Here is a 20,694-nt window from a genome sequence, read left to right on the forward strand (position 1 = left end):
TCAAATAAGGGTAGGTGTAAAAGTGAGAGGGTTAGTCAATTTTGTTTTAAAGAATAAACTAGCAGTTTGGTTGCTTACGATAATAATAACTGTATCTGGTATTTATTCAGGTACACGAATGAAAACAGAGACCATTCCTGATATTTCAATTCCTTTCTTAATGGTATCGGATGTTTATCCTGGTGCAACTCCTGAACAGGTAATGAATGATATATCTATGCCAATCGAGAAGGCAGTAGAAGGTCTTGATCATGTAAAATCCGTTTATTCAAATTCATATTCAAACATGGCAAGTATCCAGGTTGAATATGAATATGGGATCGATATGGACGAAGCAAAGCGTGAGTTGAAGTCAGCATTAGATACGGTGAAATTACCTGAGGGAGCACAGGAACCGACAACATCTGCTATTAGTATGAATATGATGCCAGTAGTGGCACTAAGTGTCAGCAGTTCCAAAGAGGATATCGTTGACTTAACATCAACGGTAGAGGAGAGTTTACTACCGAAAATTGAGAAGTTAGATGGTGTGGCTTCTGCCACGATTACAGGTCAGCATATTGAGGAAGTAGATCTAACTTATAATAAAACTAAAATGGATGAATTAGGCTTAACAGAAGATAAGGTGAAAGAAATCATCCAAGCAAGTAACATGTCTGTTTCTTTAGGGCTTTATGAGTTTAAAGAAGGTGAACAAGCTGTCGCTATTGATGGCAAGTTCATGACCATTGATGAATTGAAAAATATGATGGTTCCTGTTACCCCATCAGCGACAAATCCAACCCCATTTGTGAAGCTTAGTGACATAGCAACAATTAAAACTGTCGGTAAAGTACAGTCAGTTTCTCGAACAAATGGGAAGGATGCTATTGCCATACAGATTGTAAAGGGACAACAGGCAAATACAGTTGACGTTGTCAACGAGGTGAAGGATCTTGTAAAAGATGAAAAGAAAAAAAATGATGGTCTAAAGATTGATATCACACTTGACCAAGGTGAACCAATCGAAAAATCTGTGTCTACGATGGTGGAAAAGGCCGTATTCGGTGGATTAATTGCTGTATTAATCATTCTTCTTTTCCTACGTGACTTTAAATCAACCATTATATCAATTGTATCTATACCAGTTTCTATTTTCATGGCATTGCTATTGCTCCACTGGTTAGATATTACATTAAATATAATGACCCTAGGTGCAATAACTGTTGCGATTGGTAGGGTTATCGATGATTCAATTGTTGTTGTGGAAAATATTTATCGACGCCTCCATCTGAAAGAAGAAAAATTAACAGGTCGGGCATTAATTCGTGAAGCAACGATTGAAATGTTCAAACCAATTATGTCATCTACTTTAGTAACTGTAGCTGTATTTGCACCTATGATATTCGTTGGTGGCATGGTTGGCGAGTTGTTTATGCCTTTCGCATTAACGATGGCATTTGCACTTGGAGCATCTTTACTTGTGGCAATTACCATTGTTCCAGCCTTATCTCACTTTTTATTTAGGAAAAAGTTATATGGTGAAAGAACGGAAGGTAGCCATAAAGAAGCTGGTAAATTAGCAAGAGGATATAAAAGAATATTAGATAAAGTGCTTAATCATAAATGGATTGCTTCGATTCTTGCAGTTCTATTATTAGTAGGAAGCTTAGCGTTAACTCCATTAATTGGGTTTAGCTTTTTAGGTAGTGAAGAGGAAAAGGTGATGTACTTAACGTATACACCAAAAACGGGAGAACTTCAAAAAGATACTTTGGAGAATGTGAAAGCAGTCGAAGAGAAAATGCTCAAACGTGATGATATTGATATTGTGCAAGTATCTGTCACGGAGCCAGGTGATGCTTCGGCTATGATGATGGGCGGAGGCTCAGGTGGGGCATTAATGTACTTGATTTTTGACCCTGACATGAAAGATTTTCCAAAAGAGAAAGAAAAAATAGAAAAGTACGTGACGACTCTTGATCAATCTGGTACATGGAAGAGCCAGGACTTCTCTTCAATGTCTGGATCAAGTAATGAAGTAAGTTATACTTTCTACAGTGAAAATTTAGATAAACTCAATCAGACTGTAAAAAAAGTAGAAGACTTAATGAATAAGAATGACGATCTTAAAGATGTCTCATCAAGTGCGGAAGATGCATATGTTGAATATACATTCCGAGTGGAACAAGGAAATTTATTGAAATATGGTTTAACAACAGGTCAGCTTGTTGGGATGTTAAGTCCACAAAAAACAAAAGATGTCTTAACAACAGTTGAAAAAGATGGAGATTCATTAGATGTAGTTGTTCAACAAGAACAAGCTGCACAGCCAGAATCTATCAATGATATTTTGGATAAGCAAATTCCAACAGCGCTTGGTAACACAATGCCTCTTTCTGAGCTAGTTAAGGTGAAGAAAGGAACAACGCTAAATACACTTGCACGTAGTAAAGGTGAGTATTATGCAACTGTTTCTGGTAAAGTTAAAGGAAAAGATGTTTCAAAAGTAACTGCTGATATTGGTGATAAAATTGATAAAATGGATTTACCAAAAGGAGTAACTGTAGATGTTGCTGGTGTACAGGCTGATATGAATGAGGCCTTTACACAACTAGGTGTCGCGATGTTGGCAGCGATTGCCATTGTGTACTTTATTCTTGTGGTTACCTTCCGCGAGGGTGTGGCACCATTTGCGATTCTCTTCTCATTACCATTTGCCGTTATCGGATCATTCGTTGGATTATTCCTTGCGGGCGAAACGATCTCTGTACCAGTTATGATGGGATTATTGATGCTTATCGGTATTGTAGTGACAAATGCCATTGTATTAGTAGACCGAATAATTCATATGGAACGTGATGGTATGTCTATGCGTCAGGCAATATTAGAGGCAGGGGCTACACGACTGCGTCCAATCTTGATGACAGCAATTGCAACAGTTGGTGCGTTAATTCCACTAGCATTAGGAGAAGGCGGTGGGGGACTAATCTCGAAAGGTCTTGCCATTACTGTTATTGGTGGTTTAACAAGCTCCACATTATTAACATTACTTGTAGTACCAATTGTCTATGAAGTCTTGTCTAAGATGTTCAAGAAAAAGCGGAATGAAATAGAGGAAAACTAAAGGAAAAAAGCCTTACAAGTCAATTTTTTAGCTTGTAAGGCTTTTTTTTATTGTGGGACAGTGGGACAGTGGACCTGACCCCTTGTCCCATTTTTTTATACACGTTTAATTAATTTAATGACCAGGATGATTACGGCTATAACAAGTAGGATATGAATAAATCCTCCTGCAATATGTCCGATGAGTCCTAAGATCCAGAGTAAAATTAGTATGCCAATTATTGCCCAAAGCATATTCAGTCTCCTCCTCTTTGTATTTGTAATAGTTTACCCATGGTTGACAATTCCAAACCAATTGGAAAGTTATGAAATCTTCTCATGTTCATTCCTGAGTGGGGAAAGCTATGAAGTGATTATGAAAATTGGGGGATCATGATGAGGAAGGTTCTTTTTATTCTTGTTACTATCTTTTTTATTACATATTGCGGTACTATTCTTTATCATTCTTATAAACCACTTCCAAAGGGACTTTCCTATGAGGGGAGGATTTATCGTGGAACCGATAAGGAGGTTACTTTATTAACAGATTTAACTTATCAAAGGGGAAATGAGCTTAAAGTAGAACATGAAATCTTTCCTCGGGTTTTTCAAATTATTCAGGAGGCAGAGCAGTTTATCGTTTGTGATTTTTTTTTATTTAATGGTTATTACGATAAACATCTTCATTTTCCGCCACTTAGTGAGAGTTTCGCTAATCAATTGATTAATAAAAAGAAGCAGCAACCAGAAGTTCGGATTATGGTTATCACGGATGAGATTAATACTTCTTATGGTTCACATAAATCGAAGGAACTTGAAAGATTAAAGAAAAATGGGATTGAAGTAATTATGACAGACCTTGATCCATTGCGAGATTCAACTCCACTTTATTCAAGTATATGGAGGATGTTTTTTAAATGGTTTGGACAGTCAGGACAAGAGTGGATTCCTAATGCTATGGCAGATAATGCTCCCAAAATGACCATTCGTTCTTATTTAAAATTATTAAATATAAAAGCCAATCATCGAAAAACGATTGCGACTGATAAAACTGTTTTCATCGCATCAGGAAATCCTCATGATGCAAGTGCTTATTTTTCTAACCATGGCATTGAAATAAGCGGACCGATTATTCATGATCTACTAGAATCTGAGCAGGCAGCAGTTAATATATCAAATGGACCGAAGCTCCCAATATATACGGAAAAGGGGGGGCAGCAAGGTGATCATCAATTTCAGTTATTAACAGAGGGAAAGATATATAAGCATGTTTTAAGAGAAATTAACCGATTAAAAGCTGGAGATGAGTTGTGGATGGCGATGTTTTATCTCGCTGATAGAAAAATTATTCATTCCTTGTTGGAAGCCTCTCAGAGAAACGTAAAAATCAACTTAATCTTGGATCCAAATGAAAATGCTTTTGGAAACAAAAAATCTGGTTTACCTAATCGACCTGTTGCTCATGAGCTGCATAAGAAATCGAAAGGGAAGATTCAAATACGTTGGTATAATACGAAAAAGGAACAATTTCACCCGAAGCTTATTTTTATTAAAAAAGATAAATATTCACTAATTTTTAATGGCTCTGCAAATCTTACCTCTCGTAATCTTGCCGATTATAATTTAGAGACTGATATAAAAATAAAGGCTCCGAATCAATCTAAAGTAGTTCATCAACTAAATCGTTATTTTCATCGACTATGGGAAAACCGCGATGGTGATTTTACACTTGATTTCTCAAAATTCCAAAGTAGGTTCATCTATTTCCAAGAAGGAATCTATAGAATGCAGGAGCTATTGCAATTAACTACTTACTGAATGATTTACTATTTTTATAAGGAATACCTTCCTAATCGTCTAAATTTGCATATAATAATGCGATTTGAAAAGAGGAGGAGAGAAAAGATGGCAAGACATTTAGCATGGCATGAAACATTAGAATTACATGAATTAATTGCATTGCAAAGCAATTGTTTAATACATTTAAAAAAATCATTAAAAAAGGTAACGAACCCAGAATTACGTGATCTATTTTTATTTTCAATCCGTTCACTGGAAAAAAATATAAAGGAGCTCGTTCCATTTATTTCAAGAGCACCTCGAGCATATGCGCATGAACGTCAAGACGATAGTGCATTCTTTGCGGGAAATTTGCTAGGTGCTGCAAAAACATCTGTAAGAACTTATGCAGCTGCAATTACTGAAACTGCCACTCCAGAGCTTAAATCTGTATTTACAAAGCATTTAAATAATAGTATTAAATGGCATACTAAAGTATTTGAATATATGAATAAGCATGGGTATTATCCGGCATTTGATCTTCATCAATTACTTACAAATGACGCTGAAAATGCTGAAAAAGCATTAACAATGAAATATTAATATGCAACAAAAAAAGAGGATGATTTAAATCATCCTCTTACCCACAAATATTGTTGCGATTGAAAATAAATATCGGCTGAAGATCACCACAACTTTCATTTTACTGAGAAAAGAGCTGAAATCTCCATCAAAACCGTTACTATCCATTAATGGGTGTAAAAGCTGGTAGTTGGGCTTTTACAAAGCAACAAATGATTCAAAAACAGCCTTTACTTTTGACTATCAAGAAAGTCTCGAACTTGCTCAGGACTTTTTGCATTTGCACTATGAAGGTGTGCGGACTTTTCTCCGTTTTGAAAAATTAATAAGCTTGGAATACCCATAACATTATACTTTTCAGCTAGCTCCGGAAAATTATCACGGTTTATTTCATACCATTTATATTGTGAATAATCTTTAATTACTTCATCAATAAACATATTTAAACGTGTACAGTCTGGACACCAACCCGCATAGAATTTTATGATTACAGGATCATTACCAGAAATAATTTCTTCAAATGTTTCAATTGATTTAATTTCTTCCATTATTATTTTTCCTCCTTAATGATAACATGTTAAATTATTTTTTTAGGACCATGTCAGGTACTATTAGTATTGTATATAGATTAATAAATTCATTCAATAAATTAGTCTTCTTTTGTGGATGTTTCCATGTAAATAATATAAAATAATATCTTGGCACAAATTGTTTCTTTGTCTCTTTGAAGGGATTAAGTATAATAGAAATATAATACATAAAGAAAATTAAAGTGTGTATTTGTTAGATTGTATTAGGAGACGAGGATTGTATGACTTCTCAGACAGGGAAAACTTCAAAAATAGATTATGGTCTTGTTTTAACATTAATGTTAATGTGTTTGGTCAGTATTATTTCTATTTATAGTGCACAAAAATCAGGTCAATTAGATCAAAACTTTGTCATCAAACAAGTAGTTTGGTATGTAGTGGGAGTATGTATAATAGCCGTTACGATTCATTTTGATTCCGATCAGTTAAAAAGATTATCATGGTATTTATATGGATTTGGAATTTTTCTATTAACATTTTTGATTATTGCTCCAGAAAGCATTGCCCATGTAACGAAGGGGCAAAAAAGTTGGTTTACAGTTCCGTTTATGGGTACCTTCCAGCCATCGGAGGTCATGAAGGTCTTTTTAATTTTAGCATTAGCAAGAACGGTAGTAGATCATCATGATAAATTTATCATTAAGACATTGAAAACCGATTTTTGGTTATTAGTAAAATTAGGTTTAGTTACTTTACTTCCCCTTGCGCTAATTATGCAACAACCTGACTTAGGAACCTCACTAGTAGTCATATCAATTCTTTTAGGGGTCATTTTTGTATCAGGGATTACATGGAAATTATTATTGCCTATTTTCGGCGGAGGAAGTTTTATTGCAGGAATCGTGCTTTATTTTGCTATTTGGATGCCAGAGATATTAGAAAAATATTTACATGTAAAGCCTTATCAGTTTGATCGGATTAACTCATGGCTTGATCCATATAAATATAAGAGTAATGAGGGGTATCAATTAATCAATTCCCTTCTTGCCATTGGCTCCGGACAAACTTTTGGAAAACAATTTAGTCTTACGGAAGTGGATATACCGGAAAGACAAACCGATTTTATTTTTAGTATGATTGGCGAGAGCTTCGGTTTTATTGGTGCCAGTGTGGTTGTAAGTTTATTTTTTATGTTGATCTATCACATTACTAAAGCGAGCTTAGAAACAAAGAATGAATTTTATTCGTATATTTGTGCTGGTGTAATTGCGATGATTACCTTTCATGTATTTGAGAATATCGGAATGACAATTGGACTTTTACCGATTACTGGTATTCCTTTGCCATTTATTAGTTATGGAGGAAGCTCCTTAATGGGTAATATGTTTGCCATTGGATTAATATTTTCGATACGATATCATTATAAAAAGTATATGTTCGGTGGAGAAAAATAGACAGTATGCTAGCCCGTCACATATTAAGTTTCGGGCTAGCTTTTTTTATTCAACCGTTCCACTTTCCATAATCGTTACCTTCGGGATAACATTTAAGGTGATTTTCTTGTAATCCTCATCCCACCATTTATCATAATTATAGTGTTTGGTTTTACTTTTTACATATTCGCCAAGTCCCACGGGGTCAATGCCTCTATCTTGAAAAGTGTGTAGCATTTTTAAGCATTCTTTCTTTATATCCTTTTCCATTGCTTGCTCGAGACCGTTGATTACTTTGTGGGATACTTTTTTTCCAGAGTATTCACGTACTACAGCATCGACATTGATATAGATATTAGCATGAAGTTTGCCAGGAGATTTTATAATTTTAATTTTATTTTTGGAATGAATGCTTCGTATCACCGTTTCATTTTTTCCGTAATTAACAATTTTACTTCCTTCACTATACTTGTCCACCATAAGTTTAAAATAGAACATTTTCTCTTCACTAACTTTATAAACAACCTTGTTTATACTAAAAATTCCTATCCCAACTATTTCTAACGTGTTGTCATTTATTTTCTTTAGTATAGGTAAAAAAGCATCTCTACCTCTTGAAGCGTAATAGTTTCCAAATAGGTGAAGGTTTAGTTTAGGAACATCGCGATTTTTCATATTATGTGTGAGCAGATTTTTAATATAGGTACCATTTCCTTTAAATCCATAATTCCCTTCTAATACATCTTGTGCATTATCCTTTTCTACCATTGCTAATAAAGTTCTTGAACCTACATTCGGATCTCTTAGGAGGGAATCAATCAGTCTAACAAAGCCATGTTTAGCTAATTCTTCCCCAAATAATACAGCTTGAATCCCCCCTGTAACAAGAGGATCACTGGAACGTCGTTCAAGTGCTGTTAGAACATCCCTGCTTGTTTCAGCTACCGTTGTTAAGGTTTGATTTTGAAAGCTCTTATCGGGTAAATATTTTACATAAAGAAGGGTACCTTTCAAATGATCATTCTCAGCTAGGTCATATCCTTGAGCTGTTTCAATATTTAATTCATCAATAATTTGCTTTTCCACACAACCTGTTAGTAGGGTTGTACATAGTAAAATGAGTAAATATTTTTTCATGATTTCAGCTTCACCTTCTTTAACAGCCAAACTAAAATTAATAAAAATGGAATATAGATAAAATTAATTAAAAAACCTAAATTCCCTAAAATACTATTGATCATATTTATTTGTTGTCGGGTTTTAAGCAAAGGAATAATTAGAAGAGAAAGAGCTGCTATGATAAATACTCCTTTTCTTTGTGAAATTTTATATGTTTGTTTAAGTATTCGACTCGCACACCATAATGCAAGACATACATTCGGCAAAATAATTAAACACCAATTGGCAATACCGACATATTCGAATCGCTCTACGACAGGAAGATGGACAATTTTCCACGTAGACAGTGTCGCCCAAATGTATTTTTGAATTTGTTCCTCACTGTAATAGGCAAATGATATGAGGGTTGTATATAAATACAGGGCGGTTGATGAAAAGAGGCCAATATGAGCCCACTTTTTTGATTTATTTGGTTCTTTAATAAAAGGATAGTAGATCAGGAACACTTCATACCCCATAAATGTTAAGGACATTTGATGAGAAGCAATAATTAATTCTTTGAGAGAATGATCAAGTAAAGGCAAAAAATGCTTGAAATCTGAATAAGGGATCGTAAAGCCAAACAATACAATTAAATAGGAAGGAAAAACGACTCCAAAAAAAGCAATTCCAGTTACTGTCCGAAATCCTCCTCTCACAATATAAATACAGAGAATGAGGAAGAATAAGGTAAACCAAAAAGTATTGAAATCGGGAAACATCCATACCTGAACGATTTCGATATAGGTTCGAAGAATGGTGATGATAAAAAAGGTAAAATAAAGAATAAAGAAAGTATTAAATAGCGATCCAATCCATTTTCCAAATACAAATTTATGTGTTTCGCTTAGATCCTTTTTTCCCATTTCCAATAGCTTATACATCATCCACATAATCATATTGGTTGCTAAACCTGCAATAATAACAGAAATCCAAGCATCATAACCTGCTGTTTTCGCAATAAGTCGTTGAAAACCTAAAGCACCCACACCTATTTGAATGGATGTAACTGTAAAAAAAACGAGGAATGGTGATATTTTTCGGTTTTCAGGTACTGTTTGCATAGTATGACTCCTAACAGAATAAAAATGGATAAATTCTTTCACTACTTTCTTAGTACTCTTTATTCATCAATATCTATCTTTTGTTTAGCATTTTTAGAGGAAAAGCGTTTCTTCTTATCGGTTCGTAAATATTTAGGCCGTTTTGCCTGTTTACTAAAACCTAATCGAACAATGGTATCTTTCAAATCACTCCATCTAGGCGGATAGATTGGCTCTAAATATGGTCTACCCAACGAAGTTAAGCGAATTAAATGGGTAAGAAGAATACAAAAGCAAAATACAATTCCAAGTAAACCCCAAAGCTGAGCAAAAATTAAAAATGGGAAACGGATGAAACGAATGGTATTACCAATTTTGTAAATTGGTGTTGTAAAGGAAGCGAGTGCAGCTAAGGCGACAAATATTAGTAAGACATTACTAGTTAATCCAGCTTCAACTGATGCAGTACCAATAACAATTCCTCCCACGATACCGATTGTTTGACCGATCTTTGTTGGTAGTCTAGCTCCGGCTTCTCGTAAAAGCTCAATTGTAATTTCTAATACTAATGCCTCCAAAATAGGTGGTAAGGGAACCCCTTGCCGTGAACTGATTAAGGTTGCCATAACTGCTCTGGGAACCATTTGATAATGATAAGTTAGAGCTGCAACATATAGTGGTGTAACTATAATGGAAAAGACAACTGAGAAAATACGCAAAATACGAAAGAACGTTGCGATAATCCAGTTCAAGTAATAGTCTTCAAACGAAACGAAAAATTCTAATAGCGTAGTGGGCCCGATCAAAGCATGTGGGGAACCATCCACTACCATAACCACTTTTCCTTGACTGAGAGAGCCAGCTGCCCTATCAGGTCTCTCTGTATCAAGAAAGATAGGAAAAGGGGAGGCTTGGTTATCCGAAATTAATTGTTCCACAAAGGAACTATCACTAATTTCATCAAATTCTAAGCTTTCAAGTCTTTGTTTGACAGTTTCAACATTTTCCATCTCAACGATGTCTTCCATATAAAGAATAGCAATTCTTGTTTTGGATAATTTACCTACAGTTAATTCCTCTACAATCAATTGTTTGACAGGAAGCCGCTTTCTAATTAAATTTAAATTTTGATCAAGGGATTCAATAAACGCTTCTTTTGGACCTATGACGCTAAATTCAATTTCTGGTGCACTTACTGAACGAGTAATTTCCTTTTGAGCAGCTATAAACGCATATTTCCCCTCATCTGTCTCCACCTGTAATAAAATATATCCGTTATATATCTTTTGATCGACCTTGGCCATATCTGTAGTAATTTCTACATCTGCTACAGGAAGAAGTTTTTTTATGTCTCCAATTGTTGCAAAATCTCCTTCTAATAAATCAGGTAATATGTCCTTTTGAATAATTTCTTCATCTACAACTGTGGAGACGAAAGTTAAAGAAAATTGCATCCCAGTTCGACTATTAATATATTTTGCTTCTGTTACATCTTTTGATTTAGGCTTGAGACTTTCCTTTTTAGGTTCAATATTTTGTAATTGCTGTTTCTTTTCTTTTCTCTTCTTAAAAAAATCCATATTTGATCCCCCGATTAAAGTGATCGTAAGATTAGATTTCATTTACTTTTGACATTTATCAGTATTGTTACCAAATTGCAGGGAACTATGTAAATCAATCAATGAACTAAATTATTCTTTGAAATAGCTTCTTTTATGACAAAAGAAAAAAAGCTGATTGTTGTCAGCTTTTTTCTTTTGTCATTTTTATTAGTGTTTGAATATCATTCGTTAATTTGTCATATGAAGGTTGATCTGATTGGATATTTGCTTTTATTTTATCGATTAAAGCTGGTGCTCCAGTATTTGTGATCGTTAAAATTTGTACATGCCCATTAAAAGCATCTGTCATCATTTTTTTTGCTTTATCTAAATTATCATCTGAGTAATTTTCTTTATTATTTATCCCTCGCTTTTTCCCAGTCCCTGATTCACCATGTGTCCCGCTAAGAACTTGATTTTGCATGTCGTCATATTGATTAGAAGTCGTTTCATGCTTTGCTCTTGCGAGGATAACGGTATCATCAAGTACAAAAACTTTCACACCTGGAATTCCGGCACCTGATAAACGTGATTCTAAATGGGAAGAAATGCCCCCATCATGTAACCCAGAGCTACCTATCAAGCTATATACATTAGACCCTAATCCATTTGTAATGTTTCCATTTTCATTAGTAGATAATTTTTTGGTGCGGTCAACACTAGGAATTTCATTCACATTTTGATTTAGTTTTGTAGATACATTTTCATTCCTATAGTTGTCATGATTGGTTGATACGTTTCTTGGCTGGTCCGTATTCGTAACCCCTTGTCGATTATTGGCACCTTGTTGACTTGTGCATGCGGCAAGTACAAGAAGTACACCAATCATAGGAACCATCCATTTGCTCCATGTTTGCTTCATTTTCTTAACCTCCTAGATCGATATTATTATTTCAAAAATTAGCGTTCCCAAAATTGTTTAATGTATGAGTAAAAAAAATTAGGTCATATTATAAAAAACACCATAATTACTTTTTTTGAACCTAAATGGTGAAAATTTCAGGAGGTGGAATCACGTGACAGATGAAAAAAACCAAGAAACTCCAGAATCACTCTCAAGACGTCGATTTATTAAAAACACCGGGTATGTTGTTGGTGGTGTCGCTGTTGGTGGGGTGGTTGGAAGTTTATTACCTTTTGGGAATAGAAAAAACGAAAAAGAAACGACTAAAAATAATCAAAAGGTAGCAGGAACTAACGCAGAAAACTTTAATCAGGCATTGATGTATTTTACACAAGAGCAATTCAATATTGTCAATGCAGCAACAGAAAGAATTTTTCCGGAGGATGATAATGGGCCAGGGGCAAAAGCTCTTGGGGTTGCTTTTTTTATTGATCACCAATTAGCTGGTGAATGGGGTTTCAATGGAAGGGAGTATATGCAGCCTCCTTTTTATCACGGAGAAAAAGTTCAGGGTTATCAAGGCAGATTAAAGCGGAGAGAAATATTTGATATCGCATTACAGGAAATACAGAATCATAGCATGGATAAATATAAGAAAAGGTTTGTTGAGCTCTCTGGTGATGAACAGGATGCTGTGTTGAAAGATTTTGAAGAGGATAAGGTGAAGATCACAACAATTTCACCGAGTGGATTCTTTAGTATGCTCAGAAGTGCAACTTTAGAAGGTGTATATAGTGATCCATTGTATGGTGGAAATATCAATATGAATGGATGGAAAATGAGGGATTATCCTGGGAATCAAATGGCGTATGCGGAAATTATTGAACAGGATTTCAAAAAGATTGCTCCTCAAAGTCTTCGAGACCATCTTTCTCACTAATGGAAAAGTAATTTTAAATGAATTTGCATATTAGGAACAGAGGTGAATAAAAATGGCAAAAAAATTGCCAAAAGTAGATGTAGTAGTAGTTGGAGTTGGCTGGGGAGGCGGCATTATCGCGTCCGAATTAACGAAGCAAGGCCTTAATGTGGTCGGATTGGAGAGAGGAAAAGAAAGAAAAACCGAAGATTATTTTATGGTTCATGATGAACTTCGTTATGCGCTACGTTATGAGCTATTCCAAGATCTCTCTAAAGAAACGACTACTTTTCGGGGGAATGAAAAAATACGGGCTCTTCCAATGAGACAATATGGTTCCTTTTTATTAGGAGATGGGTTAGGTGGTGCTGGTGTCCATTGGAATGGACAAACCTATCGTTTTTTACCATATGATTTTGAAATAAAAAGTAAAACCATTGAAAAATATGGTAAGAAGAAAATACCTAATGGAATGACACTTCAGGATTGGGGAATCACTTATGATGAATTGGAACCCTATTTTGATAAATTTGAGAAAATGGCGGGGATTTCTGGGGAGGAAAATCCATTAGCTGGTAAGCGATCGGATAAATATCCAACGCCACCTATGAAGGTTTCACCAGCAATGAAAATGTTTGCGGATGCAGCAAAAAATATGAAATTGCACCCATATAATTCCCCATCTGCAAATCTTTCAAAAGCCTATACGAACCCAGATGGGATTTCTAGAGCGGCTTGTCAATATTGTTCATACTGTGAACGATTTGGATGTGAGTATGGAGCAAAAGCAGACCCTGTTGTAACCGTAATCCCAGTTGCAAAAAAGACGGGTAAGTTTGAAATTAGAACCCATTCCCATGTAAGAAGAATCTTACATAGTGGGAATAAAGCAACAGGTGTGATGTATACAGATGTCACCACTGGTGAGGAAATCGAGCAGCCAGCAGACATTGTTGTTCTAACAAGTTATGTATTCAATAATATTCGTCTATTACTAATGTCTGGTATAGGTAAACCATATGATCCAAAAACAGGTACGGGAGTTATTGGAAAGAATTATTGCTACCAAGTGCTCAAGGGAAGTGCTGTAGGTTTTTATGATAATAAAAAGTTTAATACATTTGCCGGAGCGGGTTCTCTTGGAATGTGTTTAGATGATTATAATGGTGATAACTTTGACCATTCGAATTTAGACTTTTTACATGGTGCAAGAATAGCTTTGTTTCAAAATGGACAAAGACCGATTCAAAATAATGCTGTTCCTAGTGGCACTCCTTCCTGGGGAAAAGAATTTAAGGAAAAGTCTATAAAATATGCAAATTCCTATTTATCTGTTGGTGCAGAAGGTGCATCACTCCCGTTTCAGCATCATTATGTTGATTTAGATCCAACTTATAAGGATGCATTTGGAGATCCATTGCCACGGATTACATTTGATTTTGAGGATCAGGATCGAAATCTTGCTATCTTCATGGCTAAAAAATGTGCAGATATATTAAAAGAAATGGGTGCGGACCATATTGATTATACTAAGGAACTGGGCCCATTTGATAATACAACTTATCAATCTACTCATAATACTGGTGGAGTCATTATGGGAAGTGACCCTGGAACATCGGCTGTAAATAATTATTTGCAAATGTGGGATGTAGATAATTTATTTGTTGTAGGTGCCTCAGCATTTGCTCATAACTCAGGATACAATCCGACTGGTACGGTAGGGGCTTTATCCTATCGCGCAGCCGAGGGAATTTTGAAATATCATAAATCAGGTGGTTCACTCGCATAAACAAAAGGAGGATTGCTATGTTTTTATCTAATATCGGAATCCCAGGACTTATTATTATACTGGTGATCACATTAATTATTTTTGGACCAAAAAAATTACCTGAAATTGGTTCAGCATTTGGAAAAACGTTATCTGAATTTAAGAGAACAGCAAATACAATTATGAGTGATGAAGTCGTTGAGGAAAAAAATGTAAAAAGTGAAAACCAGGTAGAGAAATAAGCTCATTTAGACTCTAGATTGATAGAAGAGTAAAGAATCCTGGGAGGAAATAGGATTAAGCTAATCGTTGCTATACTATTTATAAGGGGTTTATCGATTCTAAGAGTTATTAATAAAGGAGATGGATTTCATTGTCAGAAGATCTCCAATCCAATGTAGAAAAAGATGAAGCTACGCTAGAGCATTTTACAGAATTACGTAAAATATTATTACAATCAGCATTGTTCTTTGCAGTCATGTTTATTGGATTTTTAGTTTTTATGCCAAAGGTATTGCCGTTATTATCCAATGGATATGATATCGTTTTGATGGGGCCGTTAGATGTCATTCGTTTTTACACGGGTGTTGCAGGAGCACTGGCTATAGGACTTACTGTTCCTTTTATGGGTTATCAAATATGGAGGTTTGTGAAGCCAGGACTTACACCAACTGAAAGTAGAATAACCTTGACCTATGTTCCAGCCATTTCAATTAGCTTTATAATGGGGATTTCTTTTGGTTATTTTATTGTCTTTCCCGTGTTATTTAAGTTCTTAATGAATTTAGGGCAACAATCCTTTCACGTTTTGATTACAGCAAGAGAATATTTTCTGTTTTTATTAACATCAACCCTTTCATTAGGAATCCTATTCGAATTGCCGATTGTGATGGTATTTTTGACATCAATTGGATTTTTAACTCCGACGAAGTTGAAACAAATACGCAAATTTGCGTATATTGTCCTTGCCATCATATCAGCACTAATTACGCCACCAGATTTTATTAGTCAAATTTTAGTGTTGACACCGCTAGTTGTTCTATATGAACTCGGCATTTATCTTTCTATCCTTTCCTTTAAGAAGAGGATGAGAAAAGAAGCCGTTCTGAATCCATAAGAAAAGAAGGGACTATCTAAAGATAGTCCCTTCTTAGTTTATTGTAAAAAGATTTTTTCTATATCGTCTAGCATAAGGTTTGCAGCAAGAACTCCACCTGCTGTATTCCAAATATCATCATTTACCTTATGCACATTTCCAGCTTTTGCAACTTTTAAATTTTTAAATAGTGGGTCATTAATCCAATCCTTTTCAAGAGTAGATGCTTCGCCATCACCAGTTTCATAAGTGAAGTAGAATAGTATGTCTCCATCCATAGCTGGGATTCTTTCCTTTGTTAAATTTCTTTCCGCAAAGTCATCTTTATTTTGATCACCAGGACGATTAAATCCAAGTTCATCTAAAATTACTCCTGCAAATGTATCTTTATGATAAATTCGAACATCTCCAGTCATAAAACGAACAAGAGAAACGTTCATTTTTAATTTATCACCTAATTTCTCTTTTAAATCAGCAATTCTTTGATCATAGTTCTGTAATACTTCTTTTCCTTTTTCTTCTTTATTTAATGTCTTCGCATATAGCTCAAAGTTTTCTTTCCAATCACCACGTAATGTTTCTGCAAAAACAGTAGGAGCGATTTCTTTTAATTGGTTATAAATTTTTTCCTGACGCATTTTATTTCCAATAATGAGGTCTGGGTGTAGTTTAGCAATAGCTTCAACATTTACTTCGCTTTCAGTTCCGACAACTTCAGTATCTTTTAATTGATCACTAATATGCTTATACCAAGGGTCACCAGTCCATGATTTTACAGCTCCTACGGGAGTAACGCCCATTGCAAGAAGAGCCTCAGTTCCTTCATTAGTTAAAATAACCACTCTCTTAGGTGTCCCTTTAATTGTAGTTTTACCCATAGCATGTTCAACCGTGTAACTTGCTTCATTTCCTTTTTTACTCTCTTTGCTATTGTCAGTGCTATTATTTTCTTTATTTCCACAAGCTGCAAGAACAAATATAGCTATAATGGATAGAAGTGATACGATTAGTCGCATTTTTTTCATGCGTTGTTACCTCCTGATAGATATGTAGAATATTGAAAATCATTATCAATTACCTCTCCAATCATATAATTCTGTTAAAGTATTGTCAATATTTAAATGATAATGATTTTCAAAGTCATTGACTAAATGAGAAACTTTCACTACACTTAATTTAGAGAATATTTGAGAGGAATCTTTACAATGGTTCTTAAAAAGAATTGGCAAAAATTAAGTGCAACAATTGTATCTATTATTATTCTATTACTATTAATTGCAATGAGTATTGTTTTAGGATATACAGGTATCTCTATAAAAACAGCGATTCAATCATTTACAGATTATAATGGCTCCAATCAACATGTAATTATAACTACAGTACGTTTACCAAGAGCAATGATTGCTGCTGCAGTAGGAGCATGCTTAGCTATGGCAGGGGTCATCATGCAAACATTAACCAAAAATCCCCTTGCAGCACCTGAAATTTTAGGTACAAACGCAGGAGCGGGATTTGCTGTTGTGCTTGCGGTTACTTTATTCCACGTCTCTGGGCTACAAGCATTTGCTTGGATATCCTTTGCAGGTGCAGCTGTTGCAACAGCTGGAGTATATGTGATTAGCTCAGTTGGTCGTGAAGGACTAACGCCAATGAAACTAACATTAGCAGGTGCTGCTATTGCTGCCTTATTTTCATCCTTTACGCAAGGATTGCTTTCTATTAATGATGCAGCATTGGAACAGGTTCTTTTTTGGCTCGCTGGATCTGTGCAAGGTAGAAAGCTTGAAATTTTACAATCTATCCTACCGTATATGATTGCTGGCTGGGTGATTGCATTGATTTTTGCGTCCAAAATGAATGTCCTTGCAATGGGAGAAGATGTTGCAAAAGGACTTGGATTAAAAACAGGACTTGTAAAAATAGTTTCTGGTTTACTCGTTATCTTTTTAGCAGGTAGTGCGGTTGCTGTAGCAGGACCAATCGGTTTTATAGGAATAGTGGTTCCACATATATCTAGAAAGATTATTGGGATTGATCATAGATGGCTTTTACCTTTTTCTGGAATACTTGGCGGTATACTTTTACTTGCGGCAGATATTGCAGCAAGATATGTGATCATGCCTCAGGAAGTACCCGTTGGAGTGATGACTGCAATCATTGGAGTTCCATTTTTTATTTACATCGCTCGAAGGGGGTTTAATGGACGATGAGTCAGTATAAAAATCTTCGTCTTTTTAAAGGGAAAATCTCCTTTTTGGTTGACCTTCGTGCAGCATGGGTTATTTTCCTATTATTTATTGTGACATTAATTGCATTGATCGTTAGTACTGGGCTGGGGGATATGAATATTAACCCTCTTACAGTTGTAAAGACATTTTTCGGTGGGGGAACTAGTCTGGAACAACTAGTTGTTTTAAAATTCCGTTTGCCAAGAATTATCGTTTCTTTATTTGTAGGAATTGCTTTAGCAATGGCAGGTGGCATTTTACAAGGAATTATACGGAATCCGTTAGCATCACCAGATATTATTGGTATTACAGGTGGAGCAGGGGCAGCGGTAGTCTCCTTTTTAGCCATTTTTAGTAATAAAGATAATAGTCTAACGGTTAGTATTGGTTGGCTTCCGGTAGCAGCATTTTTAGGAGCAGCAATCGTGGCATTTTTGGTATATTTTTTAGCTTGGAAGGATGGAGTTTCTCCCATAAGATTAGTTTTAATTGGCATTGGTATTTCGGCTGTAATGAAAGCCATCACAACCTTACTAATGATACTAGGTCCAATTTATCGGGCAAGTGATGCTAATATATGGTTAACAGGAACGGTTAATGGTTCAAGTTGGGGGAATGTAAGTGTTATTGTTCCATGGGTCATTATCTTAACCATTGTCGCACTCATTTCGGCAAGAAAAATTAATATTCAGGAATTTGGTGATGAACTCGCTACTGGCGTAGGGAGTCATGTACAAAGACAGCGTTTTTTCCTTTTACTTTTAAGTACCGCTTTAGTAGGTGCAGCCGTTGCATTTGGTGGAGGTATTGGTTTTGTCGGGTTAATGGCGCCTCATATGGCGAGAAGACTTGTGGGGTCATCATTTGGCGCGTTATTGCCGGCTTCAGCTTTTCTTGGTGGCATCCTAGTAATGGTGGCGGACTTAATTGGACGGACTGTTTTTACTCCTCTTGAGGTTCCAGCAGGGGTATTTACTGCCGCAATTGGAGCACCTTATTTTATCTATTTACTATTTAGAACGAAGTCTTCTTAAAAGGAGTGGACATGATGCGTGAGACTATTCAAACAAAATCATTAACATTGGGCTATGGAGATTCGATTATTATTGATGAGCTTGACTTGAATATACCTAAAGGAGAAATAACTGTATTTATCGGTGGAAATGGGTGTGGTAAGTCAACTTTACTTCGCTCGATGGCACGACTCTTAAAGCCAGAAGCAGGTTCGGTTCTGTTGGCAGGTAAGGAAATTGCCAAACTTCCCACAAAGGAAGTAGCTAAAAATTTATCTATCCTCCCACAGACACCTGTTGCACCTGAAGGATTGACGGTCTTACAGCTTGTGAAGCAAGGGCGTTTTCCCTATCAGACGTGGCTAAAGCAATGGTCAGATGAAGATGAACAAATTGTTATGCGTGCTTTACAAGCAACGCGTATGATGGATTATAAAGATCGTCCTGTAGATGAATTATCTGGTGGCCAGCGACAAAGAGCATGGATTGCTATGACCCTAGCTCAAGATACGGATGTTATTTTACTTGATGAACCAACGACATACTTAGATATGACACATCAAATTGAAATCCTCGATCTATTATTCGAGTTGAATGAAAAGGAAAATAGAACGATTGTAATGGTTCTTCATGACTTAAATTTAGCCTGTCGCTATGCACATAATATAGTAGCGATTCGTGATAAAAAAGTTTATGCACAAGGTACACCTGAATCAGTGATCAGTTGTCAAATGGTTAGAGATGTTTTTGATATGAATTGCCAAGTAACTATGGATCCTCTTTTCGGAACACCACTTTGTATCCCTCATGGAAAAGGCAGATGCATCTTAAAAGGCGGGAAAATTGATGCAATCTAGGTCCATGACTGAGCTTTCGAAATATCGGTTATTAAATGAATTAAAACAACAGGATTTCATACTTGAATTAAAAGATTTTTTTAATAAAGAGCACTTACCAGATATTCTAGTAAGAATCGGTCAAAAATTAGGAGCTCCAACTAATAAAGTAACAGCTTCCATGATTGCCAAGCGGATGGCATTTTTCGGAGTGATTCATTTATATGCAATGAGTGTTTTAAATCAAAGATTTATTGTGAAAATCGATGATATAAAATTAGTTGGTCGTGCTGAGGACAGACTTTGGTTACCTGATTTTTATTTTGAGCATTATTTTGCTGAAGATGCCTTAAATGATCGTGTCAAGTGGAGGGAGGAAGTTATCCAGAATATTTTTTCTGGTTTCTTTCATCCTATGATTGAAGCATTAAGAAGAGAAACACGATTCTCTAAATTAGTCATGTGGGAAAATATTGCAATCTATATTTTTTGGTTATATGAAAGCCTTATGAAGGATAATGAATATAAGTGGATCCATCACCAATTAGAGGATGATTATCGCTTTATCGTTCATGAAGCGAGCCCTGAACTTTTTGGCCCGTACAAATATAATCCGCTAACACGTTTTGATAGTGAAAAAGTAATACGTGAGAATTTGGTTGAACCGGTACGGGTACGAAAAACTTGTTGTCTTGCTAATCTATTAGAAGAGAAAAATGGAAAGAGATGTTCCACTTGTCCAAATGGATGTAATATGCCGCCTTTTTAAATATTGATGAA

General features: G+C 35.5%; 19 protein-coding genes. 12 read left to right on the forward strand and 7 right to left on the reverse strand.

The window, feature by feature from the left end:
* The first annotated feature begins 22 nt into the window (after window positions 1–22).
* Window positions 23–3,106, forward strand: coding sequence for an efflux RND transporter permease subunit (locus I5818_RS06875; RefSeq protein ID WP_078109451.1), 3,084 nt, complete (start codon window positions 23–25; stop codon window positions 3,104–3,106).
* Between the two features lie 95 nt (window positions 3,107–3,201).
* Here I5818_RS06875 and I5818_RS06880 read toward each other — a convergent pair whose 3' ends face one another.
* The gene (locus I5818_RS06880) at window positions 3,202–3,339 is read right to left on the reverse strand and encodes a lmo0937 family membrane protein (RefSeq protein WP_139254913.1); all 138 of its coding nucleotides are present in this window, start codon (window positions 3,337–3,339) and stop codon (window positions 3,202–3,204) included.
* 138 nt (window positions 3,340–3,477) lie between these two features.
* Here I5818_RS06880 and I5818_RS06885 point away from each other — a divergent pair, with 138 nt between their 5' ends.
* Both I5818_RS06885 and I5818_RS06890 read left to right on the forward strand, forming a co-directional pair.
* Window positions 3,478–4,902 (forward strand): phospholipase D family protein, encoded by a 1,425-nt coding sequence (locus I5818_RS06885; protein ID WP_139358076.1) that lies wholly within the window; start codon window positions 3,478–3,480, stop codon window positions 4,900–4,902.
* Window positions 4,903–4,989: 87 nt separating this feature from the next.
* The gene (locus tag I5818_RS06890) at window positions 4,990–5,466 is read left to right on the forward strand and encodes a spore coat protein (protein WP_058002823.1); all 477 of its coding nucleotides are present in this window, start codon (window positions 4,990–4,992) and stop codon (window positions 5,464–5,466) included.
* A 209-nt stretch (window positions 5,467–5,675) separates the two neighbouring features.
* On the opposite strand, the gene I5818_RS06895 is transcribed toward I5818_RS06890, so the two are convergent.
* Complete coding sequence (locus I5818_RS06895) at window positions 5,676–5,993, reverse strand: thioredoxin family protein (protein ID WP_058002822.1); 318 nt, start codon at window positions 5,991–5,993, stop codon at window positions 5,676–5,678.
* 263 nt (window positions 5,994–6,256) lie between these two features.
* On the opposite strand from I5818_RS06895, the gene I5818_RS06900 reads away from it, so the two are divergent.
* Entirely contained in the window at window positions 6,257–7,429 is a 1,173-nt protein-coding gene (locus tag I5818_RS06900) for an FtsW/RodA/SpoVE family cell cycle protein (RefSeq protein WP_058002821.1), read from the forward strand.
* A gap of 45 nt (window positions 7,430–7,474) precedes the next feature.
* On the opposite strand, the gene I5818_RS06905 is transcribed toward I5818_RS06900, so the two are convergent.
* The 4 genes from I5818_RS06905 to I5818_RS06920 form a co-directional block, all read right to left on the reverse strand.
* Window positions 7,475–8,545, reverse strand: coding sequence for a Ger(x)C family spore germination protein (locus tag I5818_RS06905; protein WP_078109453.1), 1,071 nt, complete (start codon window positions 8,543–8,545; stop codon window positions 7,475–7,477).
* Window positions 8,542–9,630, reverse strand: coding sequence for a GerAB/ArcD/ProY family transporter (locus tag I5818_RS06910; protein WP_058002819.1), 1,089 nt, complete (start codon window positions 9,628–9,630; stop codon window positions 8,542–8,544). The genes I5818_RS06905 and I5818_RS06910 overlap by 4 nt, the downstream gene beginning before the upstream one ends.
* Before the next feature lie 59 nt (window positions 9,631–9,689).
* Window positions 9,690–11,189 (reverse strand): spore germination protein, encoded by a 1,500-nt coding sequence (locus I5818_RS06915; RefSeq protein WP_078109454.1) that lies wholly within the window; start codon window positions 11,187–11,189, stop codon window positions 9,690–9,692.
* 163 nt (window positions 11,190–11,352) lie between these two features.
* Window positions 11,353–12,072, reverse strand: coding sequence for a hypothetical protein (locus I5818_RS06920; protein WP_058002817.1), 720 nt, complete (start codon window positions 12,070–12,072; stop codon window positions 11,353–11,355).
* Between the two features lie 154 nt (window positions 12,073–12,226).
* Between I5818_RS06920 and I5818_RS06925 the strand changes: the two genes are divergently transcribed.
* The 4 genes from I5818_RS06925 (at window position 12,227) to tatC (ending at window position 15,858) form a co-directional block, all read left to right on the forward strand.
* On the forward strand, window positions 12,227–12,994 hold the full coding sequence (locus I5818_RS06925) for a gluconate 2-dehydrogenase subunit 3 family protein (protein WP_058002816.1): 768 nt from the start codon (window positions 12,227–12,229) through the stop codon (window positions 12,992–12,994).
* 52 nt (window positions 12,995–13,046) lie between these two features.
* The gene (locus I5818_RS06930) at window positions 13,047–14,762 is read left to right on the forward strand and encodes a GMC family oxidoreductase (protein WP_058002815.1); all 1,716 of its coding nucleotides are present in this window, start codon (window positions 13,047–13,049) and stop codon (window positions 14,760–14,762) included.
* Window positions 14,763–14,779: 17 nt separating this feature from the next.
* The gene (gene tatA, locus I5818_RS06935) at window positions 14,780–14,983 is read left to right on the forward strand and encodes a twin-arginine translocase TatA/TatE family subunit (RefSeq protein ID WP_058002814.1); all 204 of its coding nucleotides are present in this window, start codon (window positions 14,780–14,782) and stop codon (window positions 14,981–14,983) included.
* Between the two features lie 131 nt (window positions 14,984–15,114).
* The gene (gene tatC, locus I5818_RS06940; protein ID WP_058002813.1) at window positions 15,115–15,858 is read left to right on the forward strand and encodes a twin-arginine translocase subunit TatC; all 744 of its coding nucleotides are present in this window, start codon (window positions 15,115–15,117) and stop codon (window positions 15,856–15,858) included.
* A 38-nt stretch (window positions 15,859–15,896) separates the two neighbouring features.
* Here tatC and I5818_RS06945 read toward each other — a convergent pair whose 3' ends face one another.
* Window positions 15,897–16,862: an ABC transporter substrate-binding protein gene (locus tag I5818_RS06945; protein ID WP_078109455.1), complete on the reverse strand. Its 966-nt coding sequence runs from the start codon at window positions 16,860–16,862 to the stop codon at window positions 15,897–15,899.
* A gap of 180 nt (window positions 16,863–17,042) precedes the next feature.
* On the opposite strand from I5818_RS06945, the gene I5818_RS06950 reads away from it, so the two are divergent.
* The 4 genes from I5818_RS06950 to I5818_RS06965 are packed head-to-tail and all read left to right on the forward strand — an operon-like array spanning window position 17,043 to window position 20,683.
* On the forward strand, window positions 17,043–18,047 hold the full coding sequence (locus I5818_RS06950) for a FecCD family ABC transporter permease (RefSeq protein WP_058002811.1): 1,005 nt from the start codon (window positions 17,043–17,045) through the stop codon (window positions 18,045–18,047).
* On the forward strand, window positions 18,044–19,099 hold the full coding sequence (locus tag I5818_RS06955; RefSeq protein WP_071976473.1) for a FecCD family ABC transporter permease: 1,056 nt from the start codon (window positions 18,044–18,046) through the stop codon (window positions 19,097–19,099). The genes I5818_RS06950 and I5818_RS06955 overlap by 4 nt, the downstream gene beginning before the upstream one ends.
* An 11-nt stretch (window positions 19,100–19,110) precedes the next feature.
* Window positions 19,111–19,935: an ABC transporter ATP-binding protein gene (locus I5818_RS06960; RefSeq protein ID WP_058002809.1), complete on the forward strand. Its 825-nt coding sequence runs from the start codon at window positions 19,111–19,113 to the stop codon at window positions 19,933–19,935.
* The gene (locus I5818_RS06965) at window positions 19,925–20,683 is read left to right on the forward strand and encodes an IucA/IucC family C-terminal-domain containing protein (protein ID WP_078109456.1); all 759 of its coding nucleotides are present in this window, start codon (window positions 19,925–19,927) and stop codon (window positions 20,681–20,683) included. The genes I5818_RS06960 and I5818_RS06965 overlap by 11 nt, the downstream gene beginning before the upstream one ends.
* The last annotated feature ends 11 nt before the right edge of the window (window positions 20,684–20,694 follow it).

The organism is Heyndrickxia oleronia, assembly GCF_017809215.1.
GTDB lineage: Bacteria > Bacillota > Bacilli > Bacillales > Bacillaceae_C > Heyndrickxia > Heyndrickxia oleronia.